The 15,023-nt window shown below is 53.8% G+C and carries 8 protein-coding genes; all 8 read left to right on the top strand.

The genetic code is table 11. The annotated features are described in order from the left end of the window. Positions 1-142 precede the first annotated feature (142 nt). Positions 143-640 carry a hypothetical protein gene (locus tag IAE40_RS00955; RefSeq protein ID WP_200602448.1) on the top strand — a complete coding sequence of 166 codons (498 nt, stop codon included), beginning with the start codon at positions 143-145 and terminating at the stop codon, positions 638-640. A 678-nt stretch (positions 641-1,318) separates the two neighbouring features. Then, positions 1,319-5,095, top strand: coding sequence for a YobI family P-loop NTPase (locus tag IAE40_RS00950; RefSeq protein ID WP_200602447.1), 3,777 nt, complete (start codon positions 1,319-1,321; stop codon positions 5,093-5,095). A gap of 381 nt (positions 5,096-5,476) precedes the next feature. Continuing rightward, positions 5,477-6,076 carry a TIR domain-containing protein gene (locus tag IAE40_RS00945; protein ID WP_200602446.1) on the top strand — a complete coding sequence of 200 codons (600 nt, stop codon included), beginning with the start codon at positions 5,477-5,479 and terminating at the stop codon, positions 6,074-6,076. A gap of 62 nt (positions 6,077-6,138) precedes the next feature. Continuing rightward, positions 6,139-7,755 (top strand): CBASS cGAMP-activated phospholipase, encoded by a 1,617-nt coding sequence (locus IAE40_RS00940; protein ID WP_200602445.1) that lies wholly within the window; start codon positions 6,139-6,141, stop codon positions 7,753-7,755. A gap of 70 nt (positions 7,756-7,825) precedes the next feature. Beyond that, positions 7,826-8,647 carry a toll/interleukin-1 receptor domain-containing protein gene (locus tag IAE40_RS00935; protein ID WP_200602444.1) on the top strand — a complete coding sequence of 274 codons (822 nt, stop codon included), beginning with the start codon at positions 7,826-7,828 and terminating at the stop codon, positions 8,645-8,647. A 111-nt stretch (positions 8,648-8,758) separates the two neighbouring features. Then, positions 8,759-9,616 (top strand): hypothetical protein, encoded by an 858-nt coding sequence (locus IAE40_RS00930; RefSeq protein WP_200602443.1) that lies wholly within the window; start codon positions 8,759-8,761, stop codon positions 9,614-9,616. A gap of 134 nt (positions 9,617-9,750) precedes the next feature. Then, entirely contained in the window at positions 9,751-12,018 is a 2,268-nt protein-coding gene (locus tag IAE40_RS00925; protein ID WP_200602442.1) for a hypothetical protein, read from the top strand. A gap of 93 nt (positions 12,019-12,111) precedes the next feature. Then, positions 12,112-14,943 carry a DEAD/DEAH box helicase gene (locus IAE40_RS00920; RefSeq protein ID WP_234465017.1) on the top strand — a complete coding sequence of 944 codons (2,832 nt, stop codon included), beginning with the start codon at positions 12,112-12,114 and terminating at the stop codon, positions 14,941-14,943. Positions 14,944-15,023: the final 80 nt, after the last annotated feature.

Here is a 15,023-nt window from a genome sequence, read left to right as displayed (position 1 = left end):
TGGTCGGCCAGGCGCGACGAACACCTCGGGTTTACAGTTTTTTATCCAGCCTACACAAGCCGCTGGACGGCTTCGTGTGTGCAGGTATTCACATGGCCTTAGCTACCAGCAGCCTCAAGATTAAATGCACTAAGGAAAATGCATGTCTGATCTGAAGAAAATTGAACTTACTATCAAGAACTACAATGTTAAAAATACTGCTGACATTGATGCGCTCTACAGTCAAGTTCGGTGCGAAGACGGTGAGGGGAAAACCTTCTATTTCAAAGAAGTGTGCATGCTGGACTACCTGAAAAGGCATGGAGCAATTGTTACGGACAAGCCCAGAACGTGGTACTACAAGCATCTGAGCAAGAAAAGCATCGTTCTGGTAGCGTTCCAGAAGGCAGATGGCAAGGTCGAGTATGACCTAGATCACCTGCGACTGGTTGCTAAATCCAGTATTCTGAAAGGGGTCGTGTTCGCGGTAGCGGCAATTCCTGCTGCGTTGATCATCGCGACGGCCACTTTTGGCGTCGGCCTCCTGTTCGCACCAGTTTGCTTCTTCTATGCATACCGAAGCCTCTTCAAAATCCCCCGGATGTTGCGCAGGAGCACGCTGATAAACGAACTTGCAGCTCATGGTGTGACTGTCCAGTAGCTGCCGGTCTGGACAGCTGTGAGGCTGGGTTGAGGCGGTATGCCGATGAGGAGCAACGAATGCCATCAGCAGTAATTTTTGATCTCTTTGGTACGCTTTTGGAGATGCGAAATCGGCAGAGTCCCTATCGACAGCTTCTCCGCCTAGGCTCACAGCAGGGGGGGCTTTCGCAGCCTGATCGAGTTCACCAGCGCAATCACTCAGGACAGCAGGTGAACCCTATCGGATCAATACGGCGTCATGCTGGCATTGTTAAGGAGTTATGGCACCAGAAGTAATTCACGCCACCGTAGCTTTACTGGCGAAATCACCCCAATGGTCATTTTGTTCTCGACGTACTCCTCGGGCAGCGGCCGGGGAATTTGTCGACTAGAACGCTGCCAAGGGGGGGTAAAGCCCTACGATGCCCAAAAGGTCTGATGTGCTCGCAGAAGCATGCACTCACGGATCTGCCCTTCAAATCCCTAAGTGCCTGGTGGAGATCTGGAGCTGTGAGCTTGGGGTGTCGGTGCTTCGTACCTATCTCTCCCATCGGTGCTTTCGTGGTGTTTACCCACCGAATATGGCATATAGCCGCTATTGGATTTTGGCGCAGCGTCACTGCTGCATCGATTGGATTATTAGCGGTCATTCGCCTGCTCAGCGGGACACGGAAGGCCATTGCATGGAATCGGGTAGATGCTGGGAGCTATCAAAAATCGCTTAGGGCTGGCGTGGGAAGCAGTTGTGGTTGGAGGGAAAGCTGCGTGGAGAGTGCTGTCTACTCGGCGCCAGGGGGACAACGTTGATCCTTTCTTTGAGCCGTTGACCCCCATCATTGTCACGGATGGCCGATCGGCTCGGTATGAACGCGAGCTGCTACGTGCCCTGGAAAACCCCGATGTTCTGAACATCGCGCTCACAGGTAGCTATGGCGCTGGTAAGAGCAGCGTGCTGAAGACATTCTTCAGCAATCATCCACAGTTCAACCACACCTATGTGTCTCTAGCGACCTTCAGCAAACCCACCTCGGGTTTGACACCTCAGCCGAGTGGTCAACCTTCCGAGCCTGACTCGGAACCTGAGGGCCTGGCTGCTACTGGGGGCGAGCACACACCAGGCGATGTCGACCTGGTCAATCGCATTGAAGAGACCATCGTCCAGCAACTGCTCTACGCGGTGCCCGCAGCGAAAGTGCCCAAGACTCGCCTGAAGCGGATTGCTCAGGCCTCAACCTTCAGCATCAGCATGCGCACCCTCGGACTTACTCTACTTGCCGTGTGCGCCTTGAGGCTCTATGTGCCCAAGCTTGCGATGATAAAAACCGTGTCACTGGAATGGTTGATCAAGGGCTTGATGGTTGTTCCCGAGTCTGCAGCATTGGCTGGCGTGGCCATTGGTGCTGTCTATCTCTTGTACTCGGGGTTGAGGTTCATGTCCCTGTTCACCATCGATGGCCTGACTCTCAAGGGAGGCAAGCTTGAGGCGACTCACCATGGTTCGGTGCTTCATAAGAACGTCGACGAGATCATCTATTGCTTCGAGCGCAGTGATATCAACGTAGTGGTCATTGAAGACCTGGATCGCTTTGACATCCAGGACATCTTCTTCAGGCTGCGAGAGATCAACTTCATCATCCAGCGATCACCTCAGGTCAGGCGTTCTGTCCATTTCGTCTACGCCATCCGGGACGAGCTGTTCACGGTCACGGACAAGACGAAATTCTTCGACCTCATCATTCCTATCATCCCTGTGATTAACTCCGAGAACTCCAGGGAAAAGCTGGTCGAGCTCATGAAGGCGCGCCAGGTGGCCGGCAAACCACTGGATGATGGCTTGAACCTCAAGCTCATTGAGACGGTTTGCTACTACATCGACGAAATGCGGCTGATCAAGAACATCGTCAACGAGTATGACGTCTACGCAAATGTACTGGCCAAGGACGGACTGGAGCTAGATCCCAACAAGCTTTTTGCCATGGTTGCTATTCGAAACCTACACCCTAATGCCTATGCTGACTTGGTCAAGCGAAGGGGCGCGATCTATGGGGTCATCGAGGGCTATGCGGCGTGGGTAACAGTCGAAGTCAAGCTGCTCGAAACGGCAGCTAAAACCCTCAAAGATCAGCGCGTGAGGCGCGAGGACGAGGTGGCTGACAACCTGCAACAACTGCGTACCTGCGTGTGGTACGAGCTTCTCAAACTTGGAAATAAGCCCACTGCAAGCCAGGTTCGGCTCGATACAGGTGCCACTTTTTCGCTAATCGACTTTGTTTCTGACTCCGCTTTTTCCCAGGTTGAGGCGTCTAGAACCCTATTGCCGTTGACGCCATCACACTGGCACGACGGCAACCAAGGCATCCAGACGAAGAAAGCTCTACAGCAGGCTCGATACGATGAGCGCCTGAAACGCTTCCAGACCTCGCTTAATGAGCTGGATGAGCAACTTGAAACGTGCCGTAGCAAGGTGCAGCGTCTCAAAACAGCGGGTTTCCGACAGATAGTATCCATGGGGTACGGCAGTGAAGTGGCGAAGCGTCTGAAGGGGTTGGAGCTCATAGTCTTTTTGGTTCACCGCGGTTTTTTCGACACTGATTATGTCGATTACCTTGGCTATTTCTATGAGGGCTCACTCACCCAATCTGACAAGAACCTCATCATGGGACTGGTTCGGGGTGAGGAGTACGATGTAACCACCCCAATACATAATCCGGAGCTTGTGGTCAGAAAGCTGGATCTGGATTCGGTAGCTGATGGGCGCGGCATCATGGTTGATCTCATCCAAGAGCTTTTGCATATGCACAAGGATGACCCGGTTGCCAGGAAGGACAAGCTTCGCATGATCCTCCGAAGTGGTCATGATTACACGGAGCGATTCGCCGAGGCCGTTGCATCGATTATTCCTCGGTGGCAAGCCACGGCACTTATGAGAGCCATATATGGCGCAGATCGCGACCTCATCCCTTTGCTGCTGAACCATGATCGGTTTAAAGCCCCCGTCTTGCGTCAGCAGTACCTCGTTGCGCTTCTGGATGTTCTGGCACCCAAGGAGATGCAAACGCTCGACGATAAGCCTCGCGTACTGAGGAAGGCCATCAGTGAGCTTCGTGAGGCGTCGGTTATTGCCACGAAGCTTGCGAGTAATCAGAGCGGATGGAGGTGGGTCAGGGAGCTGCCGGCACAATTCTCCAGCCTTGATGCGAGTGCCACGGCCGCAGAACTGCGGCAAATGGTGGAATGGGGTTGCTTGGCATTGAACCTTAAAATGCTCCAGTTGCTCTGCCAGACGCTGGATCCAGGGAATCAGAGCGACAGGGTCACGTACCATCGGCTCAGCAAACTGGAACTCACTGGCCTGGACAGCATGATCAAGGAGGATCCGGACGGTTTCGTGGCGCAACTCGTAAGCCAAGAGGGGGCGCTCGAAGAGACACCAGAATCGCTCGTGGCCTTGTTCGGACTTTGCCAGAGCGAACCCTACACACTGGAGGTATTGCTCGAACAGACAACTTGCAGCGTGGCTGACCTTGACGCGGTACCGACTTCGTTATGGGCGAAGATCCTGATGGCGGGACGTGTTCACCCTGTTGGTGATGCGGCTTGGACGTACTTCAATCGTGCGCTTGTAGCTGATAAAGAATCCGAAGGCTTCGTCGATTTGGGTGAGTCGGCACTGGCTACATTCGTTGATTTTCTGAAGCACAATGCTCAAGACCTGGCTGAAGAATTATGGAAGGACGCGAAGCGCAACGATGGCTTGCAGACGTTCCTCATCCGCGCGCCGCAAGTCGACAATGCAACCCTTCGCACGCTTTTCTCGAAGGTCGTGTTGAGCCCAGGGGTTGTCATGGACACCGGCACGCCTCGCAACCGGTGGAGCATGTTCGTCAATAGTGACATGGTCGAGTACCGGGCAGACATCAGGGCGTTCATTGCCGAACATGCTTTCACGTATCTAGGCGCCTACCTCATCCGCCGATGGAGCCTTGCCCGTGAACAGATGGACATGTCGGCATTACCGGTGTCGTTGGCCCTTGAGCTGAGCAACGCAGATGTGTGCTCAACAGTTGAAGAAATTGAGATGTGGTCGGGCATTCCCGGAGATGCCTATGACACATGCGAAGGTGCCGTTGAAGCATTGACTAGAGCGTGTGATCGCGCGACGAGAGACGGATTGAAGTTCCCGACGGCATACCTCCCGACGATGCTGAAGCTGCTCCCGGACGGGGCGCTCTCTAGAGAACAAAGGATCCACATGCTGATCCATGCGCTCTCGATGGGCTGCAGTTGGCTGGAAGCTGTTGTCGTGTTGCCGCTCGCCGGCGAGGATTATCTGGCCTTACTCAAAAAGCGGCGCGTGAACTTCCCGGCTCATGATGCAGATCGCCGACTGATCGATGCCCTCGCTGCAAGAGGTTTTGTGGGGGCCGTTAAACCTGAAGCCAAGCGGATTGTGGTTTGGAGCAAACGCAACTGAGCCCGAGGTGTAGCTCGTCATCTTGTCCCCGTTACGAGGCCCGACGCCTGACAACCAGAGCGGCCCGCCTAAACGCGCTGTAGGCTCAAAGGCCGCTTTGCCACGTTGAATTGAGAGCTGCGATGGTACCGTCAGCGGTGGGGTGCGACTGAGCAAGCCCTGACGCTTCCCTGTCAGTCTGAGTTGCCTCCGACCTTTGCAACTTCGCTTTTGCCATCATAGTGATGTCATGCGCTACCGCTTGGTGTAACCTTGCCTGCTTCTAACCCTCTCAATGCCTAGTGACGTGCCTTACAGGTCAATCATCGGCATTTTCCGCCAGAGCGAGCGCAATCGCTCCAGAGGTGGGTATGGAGGGATCTCAACGAATCGGAGCAAAGGATGGCGCGTAGAACGTTTTTCTCCTTCCACTACCAGGAAGACGTGTGGCGAGTCTTTAACGTCAGGAAATGCTGGGCCATCGGTAAGGATCGTGAGGCGGATGGATTCTTTGACGGCAGTGTGTTTGAAGCTTCCAAAAAGGAAAGCGACGACGCGCTTAAATCCTTTCTCCGAGATGGTCTGAAGAACACCTCTGTGACGTGCGTGCTTGCCGGTCGGTACACCGCTAGCAGGCGATGGGTACGTTACGAGATCGTGCGCAGCGTCTTGAAGGGCAATGGGTTGCTCACGGTTGACATCCATGGTCTGAGGAATAAAGCACAGGAGCTTGGCGTGAAAGGCACAAACCCACTGGATGAAGTGGGTGTCTACCTCGCCAACGACAAGATTTACTTCGCAGAGCGAAAAGACGGTGAGTGGGTGAAGTACTCAGACTACGTCTCCGCCATTCCTGCCTCTGATCTGTGGTTTGACGCTCCTACAAGCAATTCGGTTATTAAGCTGTCCAAACACTGCATGAGATACGACTTTGCGGCTCAAAATGGCCGTGAAAACATCGCGGGCTGGATCGAAACTGCAGCCGGCCTAGCTGGTCGTTGAAAGCACGGCATTAAGCCTGCTGCCCGCAACAGTTCTTATCTCAGTGCATTCAGGATTTACATATGGCAGCCACCCAGCGCCTGGCCGGAGTCAGAATTCACCTGTCCGGTTCAAACAAAGAACTGCTAGCGGACATCGCCGAGTTTGTGCAGAAATTTGCAGCGAAGGTCTTCAGTGAGGGGGGCTCTATTGTCCATGGAAGTCACCCGTCATTTTCCGAGCCGCTGCGCAAAGCTGCTGAAAATTTCATTCAGGCAGGTGGTAGCAAAGGGGCGCTGACCCTGGTGAGGGCTAAGAGCTACTCCACCGAGCAGTACACGGCTGAAATCGAAGAGCAGAGGACATTTGCCTCTGTAGAGATCGTACCAGCCGATAATAGCGATGGCTTAGCCGGAGACGGCCTGACTCCGATGCGTGACTGGATGGCTGATCGTTCCGACGTTGTCGTCTGCGTGGGTGGTGCCTGGTGGGATGTCCACAAAGCAAAGGCGGGCGTTCCCAATGAACTAGTTACGATGCTTGAGCTTGGCAAGCCAGGGTTTGTAGTCGCGGGCTTTGGCGGGGCTATCGCCGGTTATCTCGAAGACAATCCTTCGCTGTTGTCCCGCCTGCGAAATGGCCTGTCTGAAGATGTGAACCGGACTATTGCCGAGAGCACGTCAGTTGACCAGATCGTAAAGCTGGTTGTCGACCAGTTGATGAATCTACCGCTTACTCGGCGTAACGTTTCTCGCGGCCGGAATTTTCGCATTTTGGCGCTCGACGGTGGAGGGCTCAGGGGCACCTTCACCGCGGCAGTATTGGCCAAGTGGGATGACATGCTGAAGGCGGGCGGTGGCAATGACCTCGTTTCGCACTTCGACCTGGTGGCCGGTACGTCCACGGGCGCGATTCTGGCCATTGGGCTCGCCATGGGTTTGAAGCCACGTGAAATCCTAGAATTCTACGAGAAAAAGGGCCCTCAGATTTTCCCGAAGGATCGGAAGCTTCGGCATTGGCTCAAGTCAAAACATGACTCAGCAACGCTTCGCAGTCTGTTGACTGAGGTGTACGGGGACAAAACGCTGGCCGCAGATTCACGCTGCCGCCTGGTGATTCCGACTGTCAGGGCCAAGCAAGGTCAGGCAGAGGCAATTGTCACCCCACATAGCCCAGATCGCACCGCTTACCGGGATATCTCAGCCGTTGACGCTGCACTGGCGTCCTCCGCTGCACCTACCTATTTTGATGAAGTTACCTTCGATGGGCCTGTCGCGTTGGAGACGTTCCTCGATGGTGGCGTCTGGGCCAATAACCCCATCCTTCCGGCACTGGCAGAAGCGGTTCGATACCTTAAGATCCCTCTGGAAAGGATTGATGTGCTGAGCATTGGCACACTCAGCAGCGAAAGCGACTTCACCGACCAGCTCGGAAAAGGGAAGGCGGGTTGGGCACCCCACAGCGTAGATCTCTTTTTTGCCGCACAAGAACATGGCGCCCTAGTACTCGCGCAGAGCTTCCTGGGGCCGACACGTCATGTGCGTGTCAACCAGCAGACTCCTGACGAAATCAAGATGGATGACGCCGAGGCTATCCAGGAGATGGCGCAACGCGGAAATGAAGCGGCCATGGAGCACTTCGCCGAGGTGCGCTCCAGATTCTTTGACGGCCAGCATGTCGACGCGTGGGAGCGCTTCTGATCTGAGTAGGCGCGGGCGCTTCGGTTCTCTGGCGCTCGACTCACCGCATTTTTATAATTTCGAGGTGCTAATGTTCATCGATTTAAGAATTAATAATGTTGCTGGTGCCACGCTTGAGTGGAACTCCTCTGATATTGTCTCGTATAAAGAACGGAATAATAAAATTTCGATGCGCTTGGAAGAGTACCTTCTTGACGGGGGCAATGTGTTAGATGCTGCCAAGATTCAGGAAAAAATTTTTCCGAAAAGTGATATTGATGTTTTCATCTCGCACTCGCATGCAGACGAAAATCAAGCCATTGGTTTGGCGTTAAGTCTTGAGTCGATTGGGTTAAAGCCATTTGTAGATTCCTGCACATGGGGGTACGCAGATGAATTGCTTCGCAAAATTGACGAGAAATTTTCTAAGCCTGAAGGTTGGACTTCGTATAGCTATGAGCTTAGAAATAGAACCACAACCAACGTTCATTTGATTCTGAATGCTGCACTTCAACAGATGATTAACGAATCAGAGCTGTTCGTATTTTTGGGGACGGAGAATTCGGTCAGGTTTGATGAGCACGTTAGTAAGCATAAGCAGCTCTCCTCGCCATGGATTTTTTCCGAGCTGACGTTCGTTAAGAATGTTAAACGTACGCCTCGGAAGCAGAGAGTTATAAGCCTTGAGCACGGCAGAGCGATCGATCATAAGAAGGGGGCTGAGTTTAGGTTTCCTTTGCCTGAATCATCCCTTTCGATCGATTTTTCGGAGTTTTCACACTGGCTAAATAAAGCTGACTCCTCCGGCGTGCGCCCTAGTTACAAACATATCAAAGGGCTTGAGCATCTGGACTTGCTATATAGGGAGTTGGGGGTCGACTCAAAACTGCTTGATGCTCCCCGTACCGCGTAGTTTGCCACACTCTTCAATCGTTGTTTGCCAGTTTAGTCGAAACGGAGGAGGATTGACCTCCGAAAGTCGCGAATGGGTCAAGGCGTGTAATCAATATGGTCAAGGAATATCATGTACCTCGGATTTGAGCTCGAAAACTACAAGCCACTGGAGCGCGTGTCGCAAAAGGAGGTAGATGAATACAAAGCGCGCGCACGCAACCTCAATATCCAGGATCTGGCAGAATTCGTAGTGACTCGACTACAAGGCCATGATGTTCTCGATGCCAAGGGACTCGCGGACATTCTATTTCCAGCGAAGCAGGCTCACATTTTTCTCTCTCATTCCCATAGGGATGAAGACAACGCGATAAAGTTCGCTATCGCGATGGAAAGGCGAGACGTGAAGGTCTTCATTGACTCATGCGTGTGGGGATCTGTGGACGCTGTTTTAGACGTTGTGAATGAGAAATACTCTGACTCCGAAGTCGTTGGCGATCAGAAATATTTCTCGCACAGAAAGTGTGATTTGGCGTCAGCAGCTGTGCATATACTGCTGACGACTGAGCTTAATAGAATGATCGATGATACCGAGTGCTTCGTTTTTTTGAATACGAAGCAATCTGTTCCGATAAGGCAGCAAGGGCAGGAGAATGGCAGAATGCTGACACTGTCTCCTTGGATCTATTCGGAACTGTCTTTCAGTGCGCGGGTGCGTAGTAGAAAGCCCTCTAGAAAACGGTTGTCGAAGCCCAGTAAGTTTCGTGTTGCTGAAGATTGCATGCAGAGTGTATTTCATCTTGCGAGATCTGCTGTCTTTGGATTCGACGCAGACTCCGGTCATCTTCCCACGATCACAGGTGAAGAGTTGAGGGAGCACTTCCTGCATACGCATTATCGAGGAAGTTTTTATCTTGACTCACTCTATTACCAATACGAGCTTGAGGAAGCGTTTTCCGAAAGGGCAGTTGACTCTGCATTAATAGATTAGCCTTGAGGCGAGTGAGAGGGTGGCCGGATCCTTATGGTATCCGAGTGTAATATTCGCTTAACTTGATCCGCTAAGATCGGCTAAAGTGAGTCATGCGTCACAGCTTTGTACTGCGATAGAGTGGGAATTGAGCAATGGATTGCGATCAACTGGTAAACGACCTCCGGGACTACATGGCTTCTGAGCAAGGTTCTCGCGAGGCTGCAATCCAGTCGCTATTCGAAGGGCTTGTTAGAGACAGTGAGCTAGTAGGGCTCGCCGGACACCTTCAATTGTCTGACGATACGGCCTTAAAGTCAGTGATCAGAGAAATCTCTGCGCGACAGGGCGTAATGAATCGGCTCCAGGAGCGCCTCCGGAAGCTGCGCAACGAGCGACAGGTTAGCCAGGTGGCACCAACGCGGCCAGGCAAGAACAAGGGCTCGCTTTTGAGAGAACTCACCACCCTTGTCGCCGCTGCTGATCTGCAAGCCGCGGAGCGCTTGCTTCTGACTGCGCTGGAAGAGGGGCAAGACCCGGATTATTTGACCTTGTTGGGGCGGGTCTACACACTCCAGCACCGTCCCGTAGATGGGGCAAGGGCCATACAATCAGCTGATGCAATTCGGCGTCAGCAAGGTGCGTTCGTCCTTGATCGCACTATGAGCCCAGGCCATCACAACCCAAGCGCAGCCGATTTAGATTTCATACAGGAGAATGCGCGCCAATTCGCTCCTCTGGAAGACGAGACCTTTGAGTTTCGGCATTTTCAGACTGACAGCGCGAGTGTCCGGGTGGAACCGACCGCCAGACCGAGTGATCGTGTTGCGGATGGTGCCGGCAGCGGGGAACAGCCGCATCGAGCGAATGGCACGAAGGAACCCAAACGCCGGCTCAGCTTAAACCCAGCGGGGGTTAACTCGCCTAATTGCGATGCCAGTACACAGACCCACAACGCAAGCGTCCGGATGGACTCGGCCATTCGACCAAATGGCCGTGAGGTAGATAGGGCCGACAACACACAACAGCTTCATCGAGCAACTGGCACGAAGGAACCCAAGCGCCGGCTCAGCTTAAATCCAGCGGGGGTCAACTCGCCTAAAAGCGATGCCAGTACACAAACCCACAACGCGGGCGTCCGGGTGGATTCGACGGTTAAATCACCCGGTAATGATGGGAATAAGCAAGCTCATACTCTCGGCACGCCGGATCCTTCCCCGTGGTCGACTTCACCAGTCGACAGCAGCCAAAAAGCACATATAGATCTCGCTGCGGAGCCAGCCCCGGAGGTCGAGGTAGACGTCTTCGCAAAACCATTAAGCCGTTTCCTCGCCGACGAACCGGTGTCTGGTGCGTTGTCTGATTCCCGCGACGTTGATGCGTTCTACCTCGACCAGATTGAAGATGATGGCTCTATAGGAGTGGGGGAAATACCGTACTCCGAGGATGCCGACATCGACCCAAACCTCGCAGCGGAGTTGGCCGAGCTAGAACTGTACGGCACCACGAAAGCGCGTGAAGACAAATCCCAAAGGGACAGTGAGTACCTGAAGGACGCTGATGACGAGTTCGCTTTCTATGCATTCGATCCAGACACTGTGTTCGACAATGACAAGTATCAGGTCGAGCCCGCTGGGGGCGATTCAGAGAATCGGATAACGCGTGAGGAGCGTGCGAAGCAAAAGGCCGTAGAGCTTGTGTACAGGTACGATTGGCCGCATGGAACGCTTCCCCTGATTCAACAGATTTACGTCATGAGCGGCTGGGGCGCGACCCGGGTGGCATTGGAACGAGCGATCGATGAAGGGCTGACTCCCGAAGAGCTCGTGCTCGCGGCGCACATCAAGGTCATCTGGGCTGACAACGACTTGTACTGGATCGCATTCGATAGTACTGGCAGCACCCGCTTGTCCTACCATGCGCTGTCTTGGCGTACGGCGCTAATGATTGTTCGTTCATTTGAGTCGATACCACAGGTGGAGGAGATCGATGTCCTCCTGGAACAGCTTTTTGAGTACTGGTACGAGAACGCTACGCTTAGGCGGGTATTCAAAGCCTTCGCGAGGTACCTGTGGTACCGGTTTGGTGATATCGATGGTGCCCTTCCCGCACGTCAGATGGGCGATTTTGACTCACCCTATCAGCGCCCTGGAGAAGAGTACAGCGACCTTGGGATTCCGAATGATCTTGACACAGCAAGTCTCCGGAAGCTTCAGGCATATGGCGTACCTCAGATCAAAGATCCACAAGCACCAAGCTGCTACTTCAGCGATCTCCCCGTTGAGGCGGAGGAAGGTGAAGACGTCGCGTCGACGAAACAGCAAAGCGATCAGCCAGCTGAACTGAATGCCAGCGAGGTTCGCTCCGATGCACTGGTAGACACTCCTACTTCGGAGCCGGCCGGGCAAGACATTCGCGGATGACCAGGACAGCAATGGTCAGCTGCGCTACGCAAACAGACGATACAGGCTTGTCCTGCCCAACTACTCGAAAATTGGACTCACAGGGAGTACTGCATGAACCCGCTTGAACTTACTCACGTACAGGGTTGCTGGGTTAAGCGCTTACGTCCCGGTGGCGAAGAGGAGATTGGCGTCGTCAAGATGGCAATCCCCGAGACTGGGAAGACCCAAGTTCACTGGATTCGAGCGGGTAGTGCGAGCTTCGTTGATTCTGATGCCCTGAAATCGGGCTTTGTGAATGGCCAAGACGTCCTCGACGCGACGCCCGGGACAGGTGTTCGCTCGCTAGGCCAGGGCGCGATCATGCAGCTCAGAGACCTAGCTGGCAGCGAGCAGGCGCTCGTGGATTTCCCGGAAAAGGGAGAGCGACACTGGCTGCCGTACCAATACCTACGTCAGGTTAAGGGGGTCAGGCATCGGTTTGTGACCGCTCAGATGGGGTGCGAGGCGGACGCTGAGCGTGTGCGACTGCGGTTGCTCGCTCACGCCATCAAAGTATGGAATGAGAACACGGGATCCCTGTCTCACCTGGAAATTGACCCGCTGCCGCATCAAATCAACTTGGTGCATCACATCCTCGCGTCGAACAATCTGAGCTGGTTGATCGCCGATGATGTTGGTTTGGGCAAAACGATTGAAACGGGCATGCTGCTCCACGCGCTGATCCAGCGAAAGCGTGTGAAGCGCATCCTTCTAATCACGCCCGCGGGGTTAACCAAGCAGTGGCAAGATGAGCTGTACTACAAATTCAAGCTCGAAGATTTTGAAATCTATCATGAGGATTTCTTCGTCAACGAGCCACGCCAGTGGAAGATGCATGACTGCGTGATTGGGTCGTTGGATCGCCTCAAGCAGCCAGATCACCTCGAAAGTCTGCTCCAGGCCGAGCCTTGGGATTTGGTCATCTTCGATGAAGGTCACCGACTCAGTCGTCGCCAGTACGGCCTGAAGTACGAGAGCTCTGAGCGCTACGATCTTGCCAAAGCACTTCGGAGCCGCACAGAGCACATGCTGCTACTCAGTGCGACTCCTCACCAGGGTATGCAGGACAAGTTCGTAGCGTTGCTTGAGTTGCTGCGTCCGGAGCGGCGGGAGGAGCTTGAAATGCTCAGCCTCAAGCCCGAAATCCTGCGTGACATGGTTTACCGCAATCACAAGGCAGACGTCACCGATGCTGATGGACGCTTCATTTTTGAAGGGAAAATTACTTCTGCGCTGCGGGTATCCAGCAGCCAGCAATCGATTGACTTCGACCAGACCCTGCAGCACTACCTGCGCAAAGGGTACGCCGCCGGCGAGGCTTTAGGTCAGACAGGTAACGCTATTGGCTTTGTGATGACGGTGTACCGCAAACTCGCAGTGTCTAGTGCCGCCGCGATCCACCAGGCTCTTCGCAATCGGCTTCAGCGACTGCTAGACGCCTTTGGTGGCGACACGATGCCCAGTGCACCGAATGATCAGCGCTATGTGGGTGAGTGGGAAGAGCAGGTCAGCGGTGAGGCAGAAGAGTTCTTCGCAGGGGAGATTCAGCTTCTCAAGCAGCTCATCGATGACGCTGCGCTGCTCATGGCGAATGATTTGAAACTCACGGAGTTTCTCGACAAGGTCATCGGGGCAATCAATGCGAAGAACCCTGAAGAGAAGGTGTTGATCTTCACTGAGTACCGAACCACACAGCGCTATCTCAGGGATGCGCTCGCCGCCCGGTTTGGTGAGGATAAAGTCGCGCTCATAAATGGTTCCATGCAGCACGTGGAGCGTCGAGAGGCGATCGCTCAATTTGAGACGCAGGGTCGGTTCCTTATTTCCACCGAGGCGGGTGGTGAGGGTATCAACCTACAGAGACAGTGCCACATGATGGTGAACTATGACTTGCCCTGGAACCCCATGCGCCTTGTCCAGCGGATTGGTAGGTTGTATCGCTACGGGCAGAAGATGAAGGTCGTTGTGTTCAACATCCAGCAGTCCGATAGCCTTGATCAGGAGATCGTTGACCTGATGTACCAGCGGATCGATAGCGTTGTTGATGACTTGGCCGAGGTTCAGCATCATGAATTCAACGAAGGTCTGAAGGACGAAATCCTCGGCGAATTGGTGGATCTCATTGATGTGGATGACATTCTTCAGCAAGCAACGAAGCTAGGTATCGTGCGTACCAGTGAACGCATTGACGCTGCCCTGGAGGAGGCCAAGCGGGCTGCTGAGAAACAGAGGGAAATCTTCGCCCACGCCGCGACAAATGACGTCAACGAATTGGGGGATCAAGTGGCAATTACCATCGATCATCTCCAAAGCTTCGTCACCGGCATGTTCGGCCAGCTTGGTGTCGAAATTTCTGTTCCTAGCAACGAGCCGCGGCTTTTGCGAATTCGCTTGCCTGACCTGGTCATGCAAGAGCTTGGACGCAGCAGAAAAACTTCGTCGCGTATGGATGTCACCGTTGACAGGGAGCTCGCTGCTCGTCGCCCAGAAATCCAGATGTTGGATTTGACCTCGCAATTGATGCAGTACCTGCTTGCCAAAGCATGTTTGTATGATTTTGATGGCCTGGCAGGATCTGTATGTGCATCGAGCTTCGGGAAGGAGAATGGCGCGCTGTTAGGGGCGATGCTGCGCTGGCAAGGCCCGCAGGGGAATCGTGTGCGCCAGGAGTTTGTGACTATTTTGGCCGGGCAGGGGGGAGTCAAGGTTAACTCTCCAAAGGCCAGTGATTGGCTGATGACGCCCGCTCATTTCAGTGCACAAACGACATCAGCACCCTTATCGAAAGCTCTTTTTGATGCAGCAAATGACGCGGCCAACAAAAGACTGGCCGAGCTAAGCAACCAGTTCCTGATACCTGAAAACCTCGATTGGGCAGGAGCGGCCTGGACGTTTCCCCGCTGAATGCAGGCGCAATCCTGTGAACTGGGTGTCGGCGCTTTCAAGATGTCGGCACGCCATCCCAGTCGCGACTCGCTCACATT

The sequence above is a fragment of the Pseudomonas sp. S44 genome (genome assembly GCF_016624805.1).
GTDB lineage: Bacteria > Pseudomonadota > Gammaproteobacteria > Pseudomonadales > Pseudomonadaceae > Aquipseudomonas > Aquipseudomonas machongensis.
Note: the sequence above shows the minus strand (reverse complement) of the source record. Positions and strands in the feature narration are given on the sequence as shown.